20 protein-coding genes are annotated in these 19,405 nt (G+C 64.4%); all 20 read right to left on the bottom strand.

What is annotated here, in order from left to right:
• Window position 1: 1 nt before the first annotated feature.
• The 20 genes from PI990_RS13560 to PI990_RS13465 all read right to left on the bottom strand — a co-directional run bounded on the left by PI990_RS13560 (window position 2) and on the right by PI990_RS13465 (window position 19,403).
• Window positions 2-3,355: a host specificity protein J gene (locus tag PI990_RS13560; protein WP_271660946.1), complete on the bottom strand. Its 3,354-nt coding sequence runs from the start codon at window positions 3,353-3,355 to the stop codon at window positions 2-4.
• Window positions 3,356-3,420: 65 nt separating this feature from the next.
• Window positions 3,421-6,027: an AAA family ATPase gene (locus tag PI990_RS13555; RefSeq protein ID WP_271660945.1), complete on the bottom strand. Its 2,607-nt coding sequence runs from the start codon at window positions 6,025-6,027 to the stop codon at window positions 3,421-3,423.
• Between the two features lie 141 nt (window positions 6,028-6,168).
• A complete protein-coding gene (locus PI990_RS13550; RefSeq protein WP_271660944.1) occupies window positions 6,169-6,750 on the bottom strand; it encodes a tail assembly protein in 582 nt (193 codons plus the stop codon).
• Entirely contained in the window at window positions 6,747-7,529 is a 783-nt protein-coding gene (locus PI990_RS13545; protein WP_271660943.1) for a C40 family peptidase, read from the bottom strand. The genes PI990_RS13550 and PI990_RS13545 overlap by 4 nt, the downstream gene beginning before the upstream one ends.
• A gap of 2 nt (window positions 7,530-7,531) precedes the next feature.
• On the bottom strand, window positions 7,532-8,356 hold the full coding sequence (locus tag PI990_RS13540) for a phage minor tail protein L (protein ID WP_271660942.1): 825 nt from the start codon (window positions 8,354-8,356) through the stop codon (window positions 7,532-7,534).
• Between the two features lie 2 nt (window positions 8,357-8,358).
• Window positions 8,359-9,633, bottom strand: a complete 1,275-nt coding sequence (locus PI990_RS13535) for a hypothetical protein (protein ID WP_271660941.1) — start codon at window positions 9,631-9,633, stop codon at window positions 8,359-8,361.
• A gap of 8 nt (window positions 9,634-9,641) precedes the next feature.
• On the bottom strand, window positions 9,642-9,983 hold the full coding sequence (locus PI990_RS13530) for a phage tail protein (protein WP_271660940.1): 342 nt from the start codon (window positions 9,981-9,983) through the stop codon (window positions 9,642-9,644).
• Complete coding sequence (locus PI990_RS13525) at window positions 9,983-12,466, bottom strand: phage tail length tape measure family protein (RefSeq protein ID WP_271660939.1); 2,484 nt, start codon at window positions 12,464-12,466, stop codon at window positions 9,983-9,985. The genes PI990_RS13530 and PI990_RS13525 overlap by 1 nt, the downstream gene beginning before the upstream one ends.
• A gap of 22 nt (window positions 12,467-12,488) precedes the next feature.
• Complete coding sequence (locus PI990_RS13520) at window positions 12,489-12,746, bottom strand: phage tail assembly protein T (protein WP_271660938.1); 258 nt, start codon at window positions 12,744-12,746, stop codon at window positions 12,489-12,491.
• A gap of 20 nt (window positions 12,747-12,766) precedes the next feature.
• Complete coding sequence (locus PI990_RS13515; RefSeq protein WP_308117448.1) at window positions 12,767-13,126, bottom strand: phage tail assembly chaperone family protein, TAC; 360 nt, start codon at window positions 13,124-13,126, stop codon at window positions 12,767-12,769.
• A gap of 3 nt (window positions 13,127-13,129) precedes the next feature.
• On the bottom strand, window positions 13,130-13,624 hold the full coding sequence (locus PI990_RS13510) for a phage tail tube protein (RefSeq protein ID WP_236207842.1): 495 nt from the start codon (window positions 13,622-13,624) through the stop codon (window positions 13,130-13,132).
• Window positions 13,625-13,648: 24 nt separating this feature from the next.
• Window positions 13,649-14,017 carry a tail completion protein gp17 gene (gp17, locus tag PI990_RS13505; protein ID WP_271660937.1) on the bottom strand — a complete coding sequence of 123 codons (369 nt, stop codon included), beginning with the start codon at window positions 14,015-14,017 and terminating at the stop codon, window positions 13,649-13,651.
• Window positions 14,017-14,550: an HK97-gp10 family putative phage morphogenesis protein gene (locus PI990_RS13500; protein ID WP_271660936.1), complete on the bottom strand. Its 534-nt coding sequence runs from the start codon at window positions 14,548-14,550 to the stop codon at window positions 14,017-14,019. Before PI990_RS13500 ends, gp17 begins: the two co-directional genes overlap by 1 nt.
• Entirely contained in the window at window positions 14,543-14,875 is a 333-nt protein-coding gene (locus PI990_RS13495; protein WP_271660935.1) for a phage head closure protein, read from the bottom strand. Before PI990_RS13495 ends, PI990_RS13500 begins: the two co-directional genes overlap by 8 nt.
• A complete protein-coding gene (locus tag PI990_RS13490) occupies window positions 14,875-15,057 on the bottom strand; it encodes a hypothetical protein (RefSeq protein ID WP_271660934.1) in 183 nt (60 codons plus the stop codon). Before PI990_RS13490 ends, PI990_RS13495 begins: the two co-directional genes overlap by 1 nt.
• Before the next feature lie 12 nt (window positions 15,058-15,069).
• Complete coding sequence (locus PI990_RS13485; protein WP_271660933.1) at window positions 15,070-15,621, bottom strand: hypothetical protein; 552 nt, start codon at window positions 15,619-15,621, stop codon at window positions 15,070-15,072.
• Complete coding sequence (locus PI990_RS13480) at window positions 15,621-15,779, bottom strand: hypothetical protein (RefSeq protein WP_271660932.1); 159 nt, start codon at window positions 15,777-15,779, stop codon at window positions 15,621-15,623. The genes PI990_RS13485 and PI990_RS13480 overlap by 1 nt, the downstream gene beginning before the upstream one ends.
• A gap of 35 nt (window positions 15,780-15,814) precedes the next feature.
• Entirely contained in the window at window positions 15,815-17,125 is a 1,311-nt protein-coding gene (locus PI990_RS13475) for a phage major capsid protein (protein ID WP_271660931.1), read from the bottom strand.
• Between the two features lie 62 nt (window positions 17,126-17,187).
• Complete coding sequence (locus PI990_RS13470; RefSeq protein ID WP_271660930.1) at window positions 17,188-18,138, bottom strand: S49 family peptidase; 951 nt, start codon at window positions 18,136-18,138, stop codon at window positions 17,188-17,190.
• Window positions 18,135-19,403, bottom strand: coding sequence for a phage portal protein (locus PI990_RS13465; protein ID WP_271660929.1), 1,269 nt, complete (start codon window positions 19,401-19,403; stop codon window positions 18,135-18,137). Before PI990_RS13465 ends, PI990_RS13470 begins: the two co-directional genes overlap by 4 nt.
• Between the last annotated feature and the right edge of the window lie 2 nt (window positions 19,404-19,405).

Raw genomic sequence — 19,405 nt, 5'->3', positions numbered from 1 at the left:
CTTACCCCCACAGTCCAAGCCGGATGCGACGTGTACCGGCCGCGTCGAAGATCTCCAGCAATCGGTTGTTGAGCGTCATACGCCCTCCCCCTGGGATGGCGCTGCCGAAGCGCACCTCCCCCGTTTTGAAGTTGAGGCTCAGTATCGGTGACCCGTCCGGCAACCGAGCCTTGGATTCCAGCGTTGCCTCCAGCAGCGCCTCGCGCACATCCAGCTTCCCGATGAAGGCTTCGTTGATGAAGATCTGGCCGTTCTCCACCACGAAGGGATACACGGTGGTGCCGGAGTTGGGATCGATGATGGCGAAGCGGCTGGCGGAGATGAGCACCTGGCTGATCATGCCGCCCGGGGTGTTCTCCACCCCAACGCCGATGCCTGCCATGTAGGTCTGACCGTTGCGGGCGACTTCGGTCTTGATGGTGTGCATCGCCGAGAGCCGGCCATCCGTGCGCACCTGCGCCTGGCTGACTTGCTGCACGCTGGCCGAGGCGTTGTTGGCCACCGCCTGGATGTTGTCGACGCGGCGCCCCAGGGCGCCATCGGCATCGGCACGGGCCTTGGCTTCGGCCTGCACCGCGGCTGACGCCTGTTGGGCCGTCGCGCTCACCGAGTCCACCCGGCGCCCAAGGGCGGCATCCGCGTCCGCGCGTGCAGTCGCTTCACCCTGAACCAGGGCAGCCGCTTGCTGGGAGGTGGCGGCAACCGAGTCGATACGCTTGCCCAGGGCGCTGTCGGCACTGATACGCGCCTCACTCTCGGACTTTACCCGTGCTGCGACGCTGCCGGGCTTGCTGGCGGGGCCATCCACCAGCTCGATGCGCTCCAGCAGTCCTTTGGCGAGCTGGGTCTCGGTGATCTGCTCGCCCAGGTAGTCGAGGATGGGGCCGGCGTCGCTGCTGGCCTGGCCCCTCGCCCACTCTGTCCAGGCACCGATGTTGCCGGCACGGTCCACCAACCGTGCGCGAAACCAGAGCTCGGCGCCAGCGGCCAGGCTGCTGAGCGAGTGGGCACGCTGCGGGTAGGCGAAGTTGCCCAGGTGCCGGGCGCGCTCTTCGGTGGGCGAGGTGTTCTGCTGCAGTTCGGTGTACTGGGTATCGGAGGTGCCCTCGGGGAAGCCCCAGCGCAGGCCGATGCCGAACAGCAGGCTGTCGGTGGCGAGAAAGCTCGGTACCGGCGGTGCGCCCTTCTTGCCTTCGAGGTGGGTGAGCATGCTGCTGGCCGGCAGGGACGCAGCGCCCAGGGCGTTGACCGCCCTGACCCGCGCCAGGTACTGCCCGGCGTAGATGCCGGGCACGTCGATGAACAGCTCGCCGGTATCCGGCACGCGCACCCAGTCGCGATCGTTCCACTTCCACTCCACCTGGTAGGCCACGGCGTTGGGCGCGGCACTCCAGGCGATGGTCATGGTGGTGATGGACAGGCCCTGGTCCACCGCCAGATGCTGGCTGATTTCCACCTCGCCGGGCGGCGCCTGCACGCTGGGCGGAATGATGCTGATGGGGCGCTCTTCGATCACCGCGCCGTGGTCGATCAGCTCGAACTTGCCGGGCTCGTACTGGATGCCCTCGATCTTGAAGCTGCCCCAGTCGGGGCGGGTGACGTTGTAGATGTAGAACTGCATGGCGGCAAGGTCGCCTGCATCCAGCACCCACACGGCTTCGGGTTGCGGCCGTTCGCTGTAGGGCGCTACCAGCGTGAGCTGGTTGCCATTGGCGAAGCGCACCTCACGCGCCTCGCTGCGGCCGCTGGGCAGGTTGCACAGCAGGCGCGAGCCGGCCGGTACTTCCACCTCGCGATCGAGGGTGATGATGCGGCCGGAGGCGGCCCGGATGCGCCCGCCGTTGGCGCGGCCGGCGAGCAGTTCGTCACTGAGGGTGATGACCTGCCCGGGGCGCGGGATATGGCCGTCCAGGCCGACGCTGAAGGTTACCGGGCGCGTCTGCAGCTTCTCGGTCTTCAGCGCCCAGTCACCGGCACGCTGGGCCTGGCCGAGGCTGGTGCACCCCACCACGCCCATGCGCAGCTCACGCAGGCCATAGTCGGCCATGGCCTCCTCGTCCCACACCGGTTCCTGCTCGGTTTCGAAGCCGTTGGCGGGGTTGTCCCAGCTGACCAGGGCGAGGGAGCGGCGGTCGCGCCAGCGGGTGCCGGTGTACTTGATCGGCCCCTTGATGCTCGCGCGGCTGTAGCTGTAGACCGGGTCTTGCGGCATATCGGCAGTGGCCACCATCTGCTGGCCGTCCCAGTAGCACATGCCCCGGAAGATGGCGGCGATGTCCTGCAGCACCACATGCGCCTCGGCCTGTTGCTGCAGGTAGAGGTTGCAGGTGAAACGCGGCTCCATGCCGCCCTGCCCGTCGGGCACCAGCTGGTCGCAGTACTGGGCGATGCGGTATAGCGCCCAGCGGTTAACCATGTCCGCCGTGATGCGCTGGCCGAGGCCGAGGTAGGGGTTGGTGACCAGGTCGTACCAGATCCATGCCGGGTTGTTGGTGTAGGCGACTTTGAAGGTGCCGTCCCACACCCCACCGGAGGTGCCTGGGCCGCTGGTGGAATACAGACGCAGCTCGGGATCGTAGTTGGCGGGCACCTGGATCATCGCACCGCGCATGAGGACGGAAACCTTGGGCGTACGCCCGCCGAACTGCACGGCGTCGAACTCGATGGCGCCGACGGCGGTGAGCGGATAGGTCATGTCCGCGTCGATCACCTCGGTGATGGACTCGACGTACATGGAGTCGGAAATCAGCGAGCTGAACTGGTTGTCGGTGAGGCGCCGCACGCGCACCGTCCAGCGGCTGCCTGTAGGGAGGTCGATGCGGTGGCTGCGCTCGTATTTTGTGGTGTTCTTGCGGCTGACCTCGCTCTCCAGCGCCGTGATGAAGGGGCCGCCATCGGTGGCCACGTCCACGGCATAGGCGATGCGCCAGCCGTTGATGTTGCCGGCGCTGTCCTGGCTCTGCAGGTGCGGCCAGGAAAGGCGCAAACGAATTGCACTCAGTTCAGGCGTGGTGATCGCACGCACCCATGGGGTGCCGGAGCGCAGCTCGACACCCACACTCAGCTCGTTGTTGACCTCGGGGAAGCCCTCCAGCGGCTCCTGATGCAGGGCACCGGGGCGGAACTGCCACTTCACATCCGGATAGTTGAGGCTGCCGTCCTCGGCCATCACGGGCGTGCCGTCGATCATCACCGAGCGCAGGCCATGCACCGGCCCGACGATCTCGCCCCAGCTGTAGATGTAGAGCAGCTTGGCGACCGCCGTCGAAGGCGTGCTGTCGCGGGCGATGGAAGGTTGGCGCTGCTTTGGCTTACCGCCCTTGGCGCCGGTGGCGGGTGCTGGGAGTGCGGTCATGGGTTTCCTGTAGGCATGAAAAAGCCCGCGCGGGGCGGGCTTCTAAATTGATACAGCCGAAGAGGTTACGGCCTTTCGGCTTGGAGAGTTTTTTGCCGTGCTAGAACAGCGTTTCTCCATGTATCGAGTTTCTCAATATCCTCTCTGACCTCGTCTGGGTGAGGAATAGGTAAGCGCTCAATTCGCATAGCAGAGTCATGTTCAAACTTGGAACACTTAGTCATGCCTTCATTGATGGACTTATAGTCCTCATTCGTTACCGTGACACTTCTTAAGTTTTTTGTTGATACGCCCTCGTTGAAACGCTGAACTGCAGAGTTCAGCAAAACCTCTTCAACGCATCGCTCCCAAGCGTGACGGAGTTTTCCATAGACAGCGGCTGTCAAACTGCGCTGCAGGTCTTCATCCCCAACCTTCGCCGCCTGCCTGACATCGTTCATCATCTCCCTGAGCATACCGATTCGCCCCTTTGTGCCCAGCAAGTCGAACGGCATTCTGTCCGAGTGAACGCCAAAACCAGCACTCGTTCTTCTAATATAATTGGAAGTAAAAGGCACACCAAGCTCTTTGGCATGCTGCTCCAATATGCAAAGAAAATATATATCGTGGGTAAAAACAATAACCTGACGCTCTTTGGCTTCAGCGGCAAGACGCTCAGCGACTTCCCAGCGACGGCGATGATCAAGCGAGGAAACTGGGTCATCGAAAACAACACCTCCGCCCCCGCCAGATAGCTTTATCTCAGCGAGAAAAGAGGCGAGAGAGATTGCTTTTTGCTCTCCTTCACTTAATATCGCAGCCGGATTCCCCCCACCCGGTAATTCCAGCGTAAGTTTATAAGACACACGCCCGGCTGATGTAACCGGCCTCATAGCAACTTTCAATTGATTAACTTTTAATCGCTTAAGCTCATCATTCAAAGCGTCTGCAAGCTCTTGACTAGCAATATCTCTCGACAAATCAGTCGACTTCCTGGAAATCCCTCCCGTGTCCATAGTACCTAAGCAAGCCTGAAGCTTATCGCGGTACGAATGCTTTCCAATATTCTCTAGCACAGCCTCCTTCACATCGATCAACTTCTTCTTAGACTCAAGCTCAGCGCACTCTTTTACCATCTGTAGCTTCGCTTTCTCATCAGCAGCAGCCTCTAGAGCGACCGCTTGGGCTATTAGATCTTTAGCAACTGAAGCAACAGAAGCATCGGTTTCTTTCTGGAGAGCGAAGACCCCATCCCAAGGAATACCCCCTCCGGCAGCTCGAATAATGCTTTCTTGACGAGTCTTCAGACCATGCTGAATCTCTACATAATATTCCAGAAGTTGCTGATTAACCTCCGCCAACTCTTCCTTCAACGCATCATCAAGCAAGATATCAAGTGTGGCATCCCTAATCGTCTTGAATGCCACAGCCGCAGTATCTCGTGCCTCTTTAGCGGCTTTTTCCACCGAGCGCTCCACAAATTCATCGAATCTAACTAATCTTTGGACACCTTCATCGCCAAGGGGGTTCTGACAAAGCGGGCACAAAGAGCTCGATGACAGTTTTGGAAACTCATGATCAGCATGGGAAATTTTCGCAAATTCGCGAGCATACTTAAAAAGGTCCTTCCAAGCCTCACCCCCTGTACCTTCCAAGGCAGTACCCTGGAACTCCGCCGCCGCCAGTTCCATCGCTTTCTTCGCTGCATTAGAGCGATCAATCAACGCCTGCAGCTCTAGAACCTTATCGGCACTTATTATGGCAAGCGACAATTGCAAGCGACTATTTAGCCCTTCAAAGCGAGCAGCCTTTTGACGGAGAGCTTGGGCTTTTTGCTTGGGGTCAACTTCAGCAAGTGTCTTTTTCAGAAATATAAGTCGATCAGCATCTTGCTGAGTCAGGACTGCCAATACATCTATATCTCTAGCTGTAGTTTTGCCTGGAATCCCCCTCAGCGCGATGCCCACGGCTGTTGGCTCTTGTGCCAGCACAGAATACGCAGCATCACTAGGCGCACGCGCAGCCATTTCCTGATTGACCGATTCCTTCAGTTTCTTGCAAGCTCCAGCAAGGCTCTCCAATATATCTAGTCCGTATGGGACAAAAGCGAAATCGCCATGATTATCAATGTATGCTCGAGCACAGTGCGCATCAAATATTGAAATACTGGCCAACAGTTCTGAAGCTTCTTCTCCGAAGCGCCATGCCAGATCGTGCACTACATTCTCGACCTGGACCTCAAACAGCGCCTCAGCCTTTCCGACAGCTTTTTTATCAAGCTTGGCATCAGGAAGAATCTGTTCACGCCGATCTCGAGCTCTGCAAGCATGTTTGAACACGCGCGAGTATCCCGACTTGCCCGCGCCATTCTCACCATAGATAACCGTTACACCATCAACGGCAATTGGCAGCCGAACATCAGGTGCTATTGCGTTTACGTTCACAAGATTTTTTACTGCCACCAACTTCACTTGGTGATTCAACGCCGCCTTAGGAGCTATTTCTGCATCGTTTAGCTTCTTAGGAACTCGTCCTTTAGGGTCAGGAATCCCAACCTCAGCCTTAGCAAGAGCAAGGAGATCGTCCAAATCATCAGGTGAGAGGGTTCGGTCGCTGTACAACCGAGCGATTGCATCTTGCTGCCATGCCGACAGATCTTTAGACCATTTGAGAATCTCTTGGATAATTGCCACATGCACCTCCTTGTCCCTGGCTGGATCTCACGCAGAATTCTTGAAATCGACTCCGATTCGTCAAAGCACCGGCATGCATACCGGCGCATTGATATCAAAGTACAAAACTGCCAGCTCTGCACTGCGACTTAAGAGCAACATTCACACCTGATCCTGAGCATAAATCCCCGCACTCCCCACGGCCCCACCAATCTCGCGCTCGCCATAGAGCCGGGGCCATGGGTTGCCTTGGGCGATGGTGGTGACCGCGCCGCCGAAGCCGTAACTGGCGGCGTTGCCCTCCTCCTCCCGCCCCCGCACCTGCCCCTGGGTGGGTGAAAGCATTTGCATAACGCCACCAATGGCGAGCCCAGCGCCTGCGCCCAGCAGCGCCATACCGGCGGCGGTGCTGGTACCGCCAGTGACGACTCCGGCCACGATCAGCACCACACCGACGATCACCTGAAACAGCCCGCCGCGTTTGCTGCCGGCGACTATGGGCGCGATGCGGATGTCGGTTTCGTCTGCGCCCTGCAGGCTGAGGTCGTGCTCGCCCAGGTTGCGTTTGCCGGCGAAGACGGCGAACACCAGGCCGCGCTCTTCGGCGGTGGCGAGGAAGCGTTCGAAGCCGGGGAGCATCTGGCACAGCGCCTGGATGGCGTCTGCGGGGCTGATGACATCGAGACGGTACTCGCGGCCGAAGCGTTGGCGCAGCACGCCGTAGAGCCGGATGGTGCGCATCATGCCGGGTACTCCCTGTGCCGCAGGATGAGCCGCACGCGCTGGCCCATGGAGTGGCCGAAAACGTCGCGGCGCGAGGCGCTGCCGTACAGGTGGTGGAAGATGAAGGGGCCGGAGCCGCCCAGCGGCGGGGCCGGCTCGCTGCTGAAGCTGGGGTCGTCGCCGAGGTAGATGGCGCCGTGGTTGGGGTGATGGCAGGGGCGTCCCGGGCTGGGGATCTGCAGCACCAGCAGGTCGCCGCGCCGGGGTTGTTCGACCCACTCGAAGCCGCAGGCGGCGTAGTTGTCTTCGTAAAAGCTGGGGCTGTGCGGGTCTTCCCACCAGAGGTCGGGGCGCTGGAAGTCGGGAAGCTGGATGCCGGCCTCACGGGCGTACCAGTCGCGGCAGGCGGCCCAGCAGTCGAGCATGCCGTGGCCGAAGTCGCGGCCGAGCAGCGGCGCGGTGTAGCCGCTGGGCTGAATCCACTCCATGTCCCCACCCGGCCAACTGACTAAGCCCCAAGGCAGGCCATGAAGCTCGCAGGCCACGCGGTCGACCATGCTGGCGGTGGCGGTTGCGTCGGGGTGGCTGTGGATGATGGCGAGCACCCTGCCCCGGTCTTCGGCCTGGGCCCAGTCGGCCGGGTCGATGATGAAGTGCTCGCTGGGGGTACGGGCGATATTGCCGCAAGGCACGTATTCGCGCCGCTCGGCGTTGCGGATGAGCAGCCCGCAGGCTTCGCGCGGGTGCTCGCGTTCGGCATGCTCGCGGATGGCGGCACGCAGGTGCTTGTTGATGATCATGGCTACCTCGAACTGTGCAGCAGGCTGGAGGCCAGGGCGCCGCCGAAGCGGGCGGTGTTGCGGCGCAGCTTGCAGGCGCGCCAATCGCCCCGGCAGCGGTCCAGGGCTGGGTTGTCAGTGGGCTCGTTGAGCTTGGTGAAATAGGCCGTGCCCAGGTAGTTGCAAGCTTCGCCGCGGTACTGCCCCATGTGCGCCCAGCGGCAGCGGCTGGTGATCTGCTGAAGCGGCAGGCGGATGCCCTGCAGATCCGTCGGGGCGGAGAGTTCGAACTGCACGCGCTGCTCGTCTTCGTCCACCTTCTGCTCGATGTACCAGATGCTGATGCGCTCCTGGTGGGCAGCCTCGGGGTTGCCGCCTTTGAAGTTTGCAGCGTCGAGGTAGTGAACGAAGGTTTCACGGTAGGTGACCTTGGCGCCGGCAAGATCCCGCAGCGCTTGGCACAGGGCCGATACCGCGCCCTGCACGCCGTCGATGAGGTTGCCGATGCTGAGCGTGGGCGCAGCCTGTCGCCCTTCCCCGCGCAGGTCGAAGCCCTGGGCGTCGATGCTGATGGCCTTGTAGGTCTCGCCTTGCCAGATGATGGGTACGGCACCGCTCACCCGGTACGTCGTGGAGCGCCCCCGCCCAGCTTGCTTGGATGAGTCCCCGGCCTTCCAGTGCAGCGAGCCGGCATAAAGAGCGCTCTCGTCGGTTTCCAGTTGCTCTGGCCGCGAGGCGATCGCATGGCCATGGAAGCGCAGCACATCGCCTCCCATGGGTGTGCAATCCACTTCAAACAGGCGCACCTGGCTGCCCGGTTGCAGGCGCTGGATATCGGCGCTGAACATGGCTATTCCTCGTAGGTGATCAGGATGCGGACGGGCTTGGCGAGCACCTCATCCGAACCGCCAGCGGTGGCCACCAGATGGATACCGCTCGACAGCACGTACCACTCGATCTGGAAGCCGGCCATGCCGGGCGCCGCGCCTGCGGTCAGGGCGGGGATGAGCTGGTTGGGGAGGTATTCGATGAGCACCTCCACGGCCAGGATCTTCGCGACGGGTAGCCCATGGGCGATGACCACAGCCGTGCCGGCCTTGGCGGGTGTGGTACCGATCAGCTTGCGTTGCTTGATGGCCGGCGCATCCGCCCCCAGGCGCACGTAGCCCTGGGCCAGGACGTTGCCACTGTAGGTAAAGGTAAGCGGAGTGGATTGCAGCACCCCGTCTCTGCAACGAACCCACTGGAAAGTGGCAGATGCCGACTCACTACCCGAGCCGTTCATGGCCAGAGCCAGCCCATAGGTGGATCTCTGGCTGAACAGCACCCTACCGGCATTGGGGGTGCTGGCAGAGGTCATGAACTCCGCGCAGAAATAATCGAGCCTGCCGGCGCTGCTGGCGTCGAAGGTCTGCCGCGCCTTGAAAGTAACGGCGGTTTCGCTGGCGATACGCGAATAGTTGCCCGTGTGCATCTTCTCCAGCCAGCCAGACCAGGCCTTGGGGCTGACGGCGTACTGTAGGAAGGTCCGGTCATAGGAGCTGTAGATGCGTTGATGCGTGGCGCCGATGGCAGGGTTGGCTGTGATCCCCGGCAGCGGGGCCACCACCGTCAGCGCCCCGTAGGGGCTCACCTGCCAGTAGGAATAGGGGACGCCGATATTGCTGCCCTGGGAGAAGCCGACCTGAAAGCCATGGCCGGCAACATCGGCCGGCGTGCCGGTTTCATAGACCGTCCCGCGCATGTCGAAGTAGCCGGCGATGCCCGCATCGCCGGACCGTATGACCCGCCCACGCGTACGATCCTCGCTGCCATCGAGTATCGCGTGGAGGGACGCACTGCCCAGCCCGAGCGCCTGCTGCCGCTGCGCAGCACTGGGGGCGGCGAGAAAGTCCCGGGCGGCCTGGGTCAACACGGCCAGGCTGAGTGCGCCGGCACCCGTGAAGTACGGAAGGCGGTCCACCGCGCCCTGCAGCTCCGCCAGGGCGGTGAGGTTCTGGGCCTTGTCCTGCTTGCCGTCCTCCAGCGCCTGGAGGTTGCGGTTGACCTTGTCGAATGCTTCGCGGGCGTTGTCGCCTTGTTCACCGTCCGGGGCCAGGCCCAGGTCGATGGGTTCGATGCTCATGCTCTGCCTCAGGGATGAAAGGATTGCTCGAAGGTCCAGCTCAGGGTGAACACGCCATTGCCTTGCGCGCGGGTGCGGTAGCCGTTGGCGATGTACAGCCCCTGTTCGCCGCCGGGGGGCGTCCAGAGGAAGCTGCGCCAGCCCTGGTGGCGGTCGAGGAAGGCCCGTACCGGGGCGATGTCATTGCGCCGCCCGAAGGTGCCGGTGACGGAGACCGACCACTGCTGCGACTGGTTGTTGAGGCCGACGCCGATGCGTTGCACGTAGCCGTCGCCGAAGCGGTTCTCCAGCACCGCCTGGCGCACTTCGCCGCTGGCACCGACCAGAACGGGAAAGTCGAAGGTTTCCATCAGCGTCGCTCCCGTGTCGGGTCGAGCAGCCCGCCCTGGCGTTGCTCCTGCTGGATGGCGCGGCGCACGGCCTCGTCCACCAGTTGGCCCAGTTGCTGGCCCATGCGTTCGTACTCCTGCGGTGCGGTAGTGTCAGTGGTGGAGTTCCCGTCGCCGTCCACGTTCACGGTCACCTGCACGACTGGGGCACTGGCGGGCCTGTCGATGGCCTGGCGGCTGGCGAGGAAGTCCTTGAGGTCGGCGTTGGTGCGGGCGTCCACCACCCGCTCGCCACGGTCCAGCAGCCAGGTGCCCTCGCGCGGGATCTCGTCGAGGCCTGAGTGGGCCATGCCGGCGAGGTTGATGGAGCCGATGCTGGAGGCCTGGGCCATCTGCGCGACGGCTGCGGCCGCACCCGCCACCGGCGCCATCACCGGCCCGACGACGGGTATGCCGACCACGGCGGCATAGGCCTCGGAGTAGGCCTTGGGCACGTTGATCATGGCCTTGGCCATGGCGTAGCCCTTCTCGACGGCGAACATGGCCTTGTACAGCGAGGACTGCTCGCCGAAGAAGGCCTTGGCCAGGCCGGCCATGCCGCCGAAGAAGGCTTCCCCCGATGCCATGCGCGCCCGCTGGCGGGCCTGCTCGATCTCGTCCAGCCGTGCCTCGTGCTGAGCTTTCACAGCCTGCTCCTGGGCATCCCACTGCTCGGTCATGTCGGCACGCTCGGCGCGGAACTGCTCCAGCATGTCGAGCTGGGTGGCGTACCAGCGCTCCAGCTCCTGCTCGGCCTGGTCGAGCTTGTCCAGTTCGCCCATGGGGCCGCCCACCTCCGGGGCCAGACCGCCGAAGCTGGAGGCATCGGTGACCACGGCGGCGGCAATGCGGCCGGCCTGCTGCTCGCGCTCATCCGTGCTGATGTCGCGCATGGCATCGAGCACGGCCAGGCGCGCGCGGGCCTGCTCGGTGAGCTTCTCCTCATCGGTGAGCAGTTCGCCCACCAGGCGGCGGTAATCCTCCTGAATCCGCTTCTGCTGCTCGAAGACGCTGATCTGGTCCAGGGCCGCCTTGGCCTGGGCGAGCTGGGCTTCGGTGGCGCCTTCGACGGCGAGGCGGTAGAGCTTCTCCTCATCCGCCGCCATGCCGAGGGTGCGGGCCTGCAGGCTGAGGGCGTCGACCTGCTTCTGCAGGGCCTCGAAGGCCCGCTGTGCGGCGCGCAGAGCCTGCTCGTCCATGGCCGCAAAGGCATCGGCGGCATCACCCGCGCTGCTGGCGACATCACCCAGCAGCCCGTCGATGACCCTGGTGTGCTGCTCGATCGCCGAGCCTTCCACGGGCCGTTCGAGGATCTCGTCGATCCGCGCGGCGTAGTGCTCGGTGGTGGCGGCAAGGTCTTCGCCGGCTGCGTCTATGACTTCGCGGGTCTGCTTCCAGTTGTTGATCAGCCCCCGGCTGATGGCGGCCGGGGCGGTCTGCAGGCTGAGGTACTCCCACCAGTGAGTGCCCTGGGTGGCCGTCTCGGTGATGGCCGCCACGGCACCTGCGGATTTGCCGGCCAGCTCGAACGCGGCCTTGGCGCCCACACCTGCGGCATGCACCCAGTGCACGAACTCGGCGAGCTGTGCGGTCGCCGTGGCCACCTCGGTGGCGACATCCGCCACGCCAGCGATGAAGTCGGCGAAGGCGACCTGGGTGTCCTCCGAGGAGAGCACGTCGTTGAGGCGCTCCACCGCCTCTCGCGCCGCCTCCATGCTGGCTTCATCACCCGTGAGCAGGCCGTCGAGGGTGTTGCGCAGTGCGCTGAGGGCGCCACCGTAGGTGTCACGGGCGGCACGCGCAGAATCGGCGTAGGACTCTTCCAGCGCTTCCAGCACGATGGCCTGGGCCTCGGCGGTGCGGCCGGTGGCTTCCAGGTGCTCGGCGAGGCGCTTCTGCTCGGCACTGAAGCGGAAGCCCTGGCGGCTCAGCGAGGTGAGGCCCTGGGACGGCACATCCAGCGCACGCCCGACCATTTCTGCAGCGGCGCTGACGGACATGCCGGTGCGCGTGGCCATGTCCATGCTGGCCTGCATGGCGCGGGTGAACTCGTTGCCCACCACGCCGCTGAAGGCGAGCAAGGTGGTTTGCGCCTGGTTGATCTCGTTGGTGCTGTAGATGCTCACACCCGCCAGGGACTCGGCCATGGCGTTGAGCTGGGCGCGGTTGAAGCCGGCCGCCTCACCCGTGGAGCGCAGCACGGCGGCGAGCTGGGCCTGCTCCTGCTCCAGGGCGCGGGTGTTGTCGATCACGCTGCGGATGACCGACAGCGCCGAGAAGCCGGCCGCCACGCCGGCGGCGACCTTGGTGAGTTCGCCCCAGGCCACCGCCGCACCCTTGGCCGACTGGCGCATGCGCCTGGCGTTTTTCTCGGCGTTGCGCGCGGCCTGGTCCATGGGCCCGGTGAAGCCTCCGATGCGGGCGATCAGGTCCAGGGTCAGTTGGCCGAGGGATCGGGTCGCCATGAATCACTCCGGTTATGGGCGGTCAGGCCCAGGTGGCCATGGCCTGCTCCAGGGTCAGCGCGGGTGCCTCTTCGTGAGGCATGAAGTCGTAGAGGCTGTAGCCGCCCTTGCCATGGGTGTTGGCGTGCAGGGAGGCCAGCAGCGCGGTGCCGCGCTCGATGCGCATGCCGGGGTGCAGGGAACCGCGCTTGTTGCGAAAGCGCGCCCAGCTGAGGAACTCGCGGTAGCTGAGCCGCTGCTGGGCCTCGACTATGGTTCGCCCACCGATGCCGTTGAGCACCAGCTCGTGCCAGAGCTCGTCTAGCTCGCTGAGCGTTTGGTCTTTCCCAGCTGATTCACTTCGCCGATGGCCACCAGCAGGGCCAGCGCCAGCTGGTCGTTGAGCGGGCCGCGCTCGGGGTTCGCGTCCCCGGTGATGTCGCCCACGGTGAACACCGGCTTGCCTTCGGCGTTGCAGATGCTGGCGGCGATGCGCGCGGCCACCGGGTCGCTGTCGTCGCGGCTGGCGCGCAGGTCGGTGACGGTGGTGAGGTAGGACAGCGGCCTCACGAAGACGGTGACGCGGTGCTCGGCCGCGCCCTGCCGCCAGGTGATTTCGCGCTCCACCAGGGCGCCGGTGAAGGCGCCCATGCTTGCGAGGTTATCGAGGGACAAGGGCATGGCTTAGGCCTTCTTTCTGATCCAGGCGGAGCCGCCACTGCGCTGGATGGTGGCGGCGGTGGTCACAACGGCGTTAGCCGCGAAGTCAAACGGGAAGTCGCTCACGTACCCGTCGAACACGAACCAGGTGCGGGTATCGGGCAGCTCGAAGTCGTCGCCCTTGGCGTTGAGCTTGGGCGCGACGTCCTTGCCATCGGACCAGCCCACCGCCCAGGCGAGGCTCTCGATGCTGTCGTCCTCGGACAACTCATGCAGGCGCACGTGGGAGGCGATGCGCGGGTCGGCGTTGATTGTCAGCGAGGCCTGCCCAGGCGTACGCAACCCGCGCATGTAGCTGCGCACGCTCTCATCCAGGGTGGTGGTTTCAATCTGGTCGGCCGGGTTGCCGCCGGGGCTGAAGGCGGTGACACCTTTCACCTCCATCACTTCGAGTTTGTCGGGCGCGGCTGGGCTGGGCACCAGCACGTAAAGCTGGGTGCCCTGGGACAATACGGACATGGGTCTTCCTCGTTGTTGCGGGTGTCAGGGCTTGCGGGGTGTCCACCAGTCGAGATCGAAGCTCAGGCGGTAGTCACGGGTGTTCGGCTCGCGCATTTCCCCGCCCCAGCGGGTTATGCAGGCTTCGGTTTCGATGGCATCGCGCAGTGCTCGGCCTACGGCGCGGGCGCTGGCTGCGCTGGTGGCGTAGACGTCCACCTGCAGGGCGAAGCTGTCGATATCCGGCGAGCCGGCCAGGAACTGCTCGGGTGCGCCCCCGATGAGTTGCCACACGGCGTAGGGGAGCTGCACGCTTTCCGGTGCCTCACCGAATGGGTAGAGCCGTGTGGGCTTGCTGCCCAGCAGCGCGACCACCTCTACGCTGCGCGCGCAGGTACGGAAGATGGGTGGCATCAGTTGCTCCTTGCGGTACGTTTGGCAGCGCGCTTGATGGCACGGTCAATGGATTTCTCGTACTCGCTGAGGAAGGTGCCGGTGGCGGCCTGGATGTTCTCGGCGAGCGAACGGCGCATGAAGCCCTCGGCACGGATATGCCGGGTCCCGAACTCAAGGAAGCGCCAGTAGAAGGTGTTGCCACCCGGGTTGCCGCTGTCGCCGTCCACCTGGTACTCCCGCGACGGGCGCCCGCGCCGGGTGTGGTAGTTGTTGGTCTGCTTGGCGCCACCCAGTACGCCGACCCGGAAGGCCAGGTCACCGGTGCGGCGATGGCGGCGCCTGTCCCAGCGCACCACGATGTTGGCGGCGATGCTCTGCCGGGTTTCGGGGTCGTCCAGCTTGCGGGCGTTGTTACGCGCGGCTTCGGCAACCAGCCGCGCGGCACGGCGCAGTGCAGAGCGCCCGCTGCGCCGCTTGAGGTCGTCGCTGACGGCGTCCAGCTTGCCGAGCAGGCTGTCGATGCCTCCCAGGGCGAATTCGATATCAGCCATGGTTCACTCCCTCGGATGCGGGCAGGGTCAGGTACTCACGACCGCTCCTGGCATCAGGCAGCACGCCGTGGATGTTGTAGAGGCGGCCGCCATGGTTGATGCGCATGGCGGCGGTGACGCCTTCGCGGTAACGGATGGTGATGCGCGCGGTAACTTCGCTCTGCACCGCCTGGGCGGCGATGAAGTCGCGGGCGGAGAGCGGTTCGATGCGGGCCCAGACCCGCGCCCATTCCACCCAGGTGGTGCGCATGGCGCCGGTTTCCGGGTCCTGCTCGTGCTGCGGCGCCTCGATCACCACCTGGTGGCGAAGGGTGCCGGCGCGCATCAGGAGGCTTCGCGGATGGGCGAGCCGTCCATGTAGGTGCGAGATGGTGCTTCGCTGCCCTCCTCCTCCAGCAGGACTTCCAGCAGTTGGTTGTTGCTGGTTACCAGCCGGTCGATGGCGTCTGCCTGGGCCTGCAGGGTTTCGGTGAGGTTCTGCATCAGTTCGTACAGGTAGCTGTTCATGCGGTCTCCGGATCAGAACCTGGGCGGCAGGGTGATGTCGGCCAGCAGGCTGTCGAGGAAGGAACTGGGCAACGGTTGCAGCTGAGCGCCGGTGACCAGGGTTTCGCGATATTCGAAGGCGGTGGCGGCGTTCATCAGCAGCCAGTTGCGCACGCCGGGGTGGACATCCAGATCCACCCCGGCGCGATAGCGGATGCGCAATCGGCCTGGCGGGCGCCCACCGGGGAACTCCAGTTGGCTTTCGCGCATGCCCTGGTAGAGCAGGTGCGAGTCATCCAGGGCCTGCAGCTGGCCGTCTGCATGAACACGTTCGATGCGCTCGATGGTGTGGGCTTGGCCTATGTCGAGCGAGCGACCCGCGTGGTAGTGCACAGGCCAGTCCTCCTCATAGCGGGCTTCCCGGATGGCTGCGCCGGTGAGGGCTTCGCACTGAGCGGTGACGCCGGGGATGATGACCTGCTCGATCAGCTCGGTTTGCAGGTCACTGGGCTCCAGGCGGCACTGCTGCGCCACCTGGGCCAGGGTGAGCACCGGCTCGCCGAGGTAGGCGATGCGGCGCGCCATCAGCTTTGCTCGGCGCTGGCCTTGGGCGCCTTGCCCGGCGGGAAGGCGATGCCGGCCTTCTCCAAGGCCTTGGCGGTTTCAGCGTCGAAGCCGGCCTTCTCTTTCGGCGCGTAGCCACGCCAGGGCTTTACGAATTGGACGATCTCTTTCTTTTCCATGGTGCTTCCTCGGGGTGAGAGTTCGGGGCGCTACGTCAGAGCTCAACGCCCCAGCGCACGCCGGTGCCGATGGCGACGGATTCGATGTGACGCGGGCCGAAGTCATGCTTGGCGATGACGCGGATGAGGGTCTGGTTGCGCTGGAAGGCGCTGACGACTTCACCGTCGGCGTTCTTGTAGGTCGCTTCGCTGGAGAAGTTGATGACCAGGCCGTCGCCTTCGCCGATGTAGCAGTCGCCGAAGTCCACGAAGTGGATTTCCGACTCTTCGCCCTTGTCGCCGAGGTTGATGGGGATCTGGGTGGTGATGCCCACCGGGTAGCCCTTGAGCATCTTCTGGTCCAGCTCCGGGTAGACCTTGTTGCCGTTGCCGTCGCGCAGGGAGGCTAGCCACCGGCGGGTGCGCGGTGCCATGACCCACCCGGGGCTGGCCATATGGGCGTTGGCGCCCTCCAGGCGCAACAGGATGGCGGAGAGGAAGAATTCGACGCTCTGCAGGTCGTCTTTCAACGGGGCGGGGACCAGGTTGCCGGGATGCGCCCAGAACCGGGTGCCCTTGGGAAGAACATCACTACCTGGGCTGCGAAGGAAGTGAAGGTCTTCAGCCAGGCTGGTGCTCTCGGTCAAGTCGAGCACCACATGTTCGTCCACTCGCGGGCTGACACCGGCATAGGCAATCAGGTCGTTGGCGATGGGGACGATGGCTGCCAGCGTCTTTGCGGACAGCTTGAGGTCCGCGAACTCCATACCGGTCACGGGGATGTCGGTGTCGGCACCGATGTATTGCACGGTGGTGCCCTTGCGGATGCGCGGCAGCGTGAGGTTGCCGTTGTTCAGCGGCAGCGTGCGGCAACCCATGGCGCGAACGACGGACTTGGGCCTGAGCAGCTCGATCAGCTCGGTGCTGAAGTTCTCCGGCACCAGTACGCCACCGGCCCCTGGGGTGACGGTGTTGAGGGCCATGGCGACGTCAGCGCCAAAGCCCCCCTCCTTGGCCATTTGCGCAGCCATCTGCTGGTTGCCTTGGGTGGCTGCGAGCAGGCGCACCATCTGCGCGACCTTGGCACCTGCGACCGGCTTGGGCGAGTGCGGCCCCTCGATGGTGCCGGGCGGGCTCTGGATGCCCTGGGCGCCTTCTTGCACCGGTACGGCGGAAGCAGCGGCGGCGCGCTCGGCCACTTCGGCGCGGGCGATGCGGTCGGTGAGTGCGGTGATCTGGCCCTCCAGTTCGGTGAAGCGGGTGAGCTGCTCCTCATTCAGCGTCTCGGTCGTATCCAGCTTGGCCAGTGCCTGCAGCTCGTCATTGAGCTGGGCGCGTTCGCTGCGCAGTTTGAGTACTTGGGACATGGTGCCTCCTGGGCATGAAAAAGCCCGCACTGGGCGGGCTTGGGTGACTGCCGCGAACGCGGTCAGATCAACGTCTGGATGTTGAGGGCAGCGGCGCGCACGGCGAGCTTGCGGCCCTGCCGCTCGGCACGGCTGCTGGCAACGGAACGTGCGATGCCGTCGAGCGCGTCCTGCGGGGCCTGCAGGCGGTCGGCGAGCCCGGCATCGATACCGGCCTGGCCGCTGTAGGTGCGTGCTTCGGTTGCCCGTACCTGGGTGGTGGTGAGGCCGCGGTAGTCGGCCACCGCGTCGACAAAGTGCCCGTAGCTCTCCTGCACCAGCTCATTGAGCAGTTGCAGGGACTGCTCGCTGATGGGTTCGTGAGGAGTGAGGTCGTTCTTGTGGGCGCCGGCATAGACGGTGGTGACGGTGACGCCGATGCGCTCCTCCAGCCGCGACCTGTCGAGGTGGCTGGCGATGACGCCGATGGAGCCAACGCCGGAGGTCTGGCTAACCACTAGCTCGCTGCAGGCACTGCCGATGAGGTAGCCGCCGCTGAAGGCCATGAAGTTGACGATGCCGGTAATGGGCTTCTGCTGGGCCATGGCGCGGATGCTGGCGGCCAGCTCGAAGGCCCCCGTCGCAGAACCGCCCGGGGTGTCGATATCCAGCACGATGCGCTCGACCATCGGGTCGGCCACGGCCTGCTGGATGGACGTGCGCAGGCCTTCGTAGCTGGTCATGGTCTCGCAGGGGTTCATGTGCCCGCCCCGGCTGACGAGGATGCCGTGCACGGGGATGACCTCGATGCCGGTCTGGGCGACGCGGGCGCGGCGGCGCTCTTCGATGCGTTCGAGCTGGGCGCCGGGGTCGTCGTCATCCTTCCAGAGGCCGAGCGCGCCGGGTGGGACGACGTTGACGATGTTGAGGTTCATGGTCTGGTTGGCCCAGCGCACGCCCAGGTCGAGCACGTCGGGGGTGACCAGCAGCGGCTGGTTGAACAGCAGGCTGGAGGCCCGCAGGTAGCGTTTCACTGTGCAAGCATCCTTTCGATCTGGCGTTGCTGCATTTCCAGCTGCGCGCGCACGCCGGGGTTGTTGAGGTCGGGCATGCCCTTGGTGGAGTCGATCATGTTCAGCGGTTGCAGGTAGATGTCGCCGGCCTGGATGGGCGGGAGGTTCTCCAGGCGGCGGATGTCGTTCACCGATAGCCACCCCCATTGGCGGCCGATGGCGTAGGCCTCGTAGCGGCTCTTCTGGTCGCCCCGCAGCAGGCCGGAAATGTTGAATTCGATGAAGTGGTCGCGCCTGTCCTGGGGCAGCAGCAGGTCGCGCATCTTGGCCTGCTCGTGGCGCTTCACCCAGGGCAGCAGGGCGAAGACCACGTAGTGGATGAGCAGCTGCTCCAGGGTGTTGTAGTTGGATTTTTCGAGGTCGTTCACCATGGGCAGCGGGATCTTGTAGATCCGCGCGACGTCGGTTCCGCTGACCTTGAGGATGCCCAGGACTTCGGCATCGACGTTGCTCATGGACATGGGCTTGAAGGTCATGCCCTCTTGCAGCAGGGCGACCTTCTTGACGTTGTCCATGCCGCCGTACTTCTGCGCCCACTGGTCCGTGATGTTGTTGATGCTGTCCTGGTCCTTGATCGGCGGCGCTTCACGCGGGCGCTCGATGACGCCGGAGATGGCGACGCCGTTGGCGAAGCTCTTGCCGGTGTACTGGCGCACGGCCTGGGCGAGGCCGATGGCGTCGGCATGCAGCTCGATGGGCGAGAGGCCGCGATAGTAGTTGCGGCTGTGCCAGCGCACGTGGTGGATCTGGCGCATGGGCAGGCGCTCGGGGTGGGCGCCGACCTGGTAATACGGCAGCAGGTCACTGCCCTTGAATACGCCGACCCGCTCCGGGTCCAGCGGCCAGATGGCGGTGACGTTGCCGTCGTCGCGCCGCTCCACCAGCCCGAAGCTGTTGCCGTGCATGCCCAGGGCGAGCTGCTCGGCCTCGCGCAGTTCGTAGGGGGTCTGGAAGCCGTTGGGCTGGTAGCGCAGCACGTCGTACAGCGGGTGGTTGATGGCCGGCTTGCGCTGGCCCTCGCCGTAGCGCTGGAAGACCTCCAGGGGAAGCTGGCCGATGCTCTCGGCCAGCAGGCTGACGCAGTTCTGCAGCACGGGCAGTGCGAGCGCGCTGTCTGGCGTGACGGTGATGCCGGTGCTGTTGCGCGAGCTGCCGAGGAACCTGCGCCAGAAGTCGCTGCCGCTGTCGGTTAGGTTGCCACTGCCGAGCAGGTTGGCGAAGAACATGC

Origin of the sequence: Pseudomonas sp. TUM22785, from assembly GCF_028198105.1 — a bacterium.
GTDB lineage: Bacteria > Pseudomonadota > Gammaproteobacteria > Pseudomonadales > Pseudomonadaceae > Metapseudomonas > Metapseudomonas solani.
Note: the sequence above shows the minus strand (reverse complement) of the source record. Positions and strands in the feature narration are given on the sequence as shown.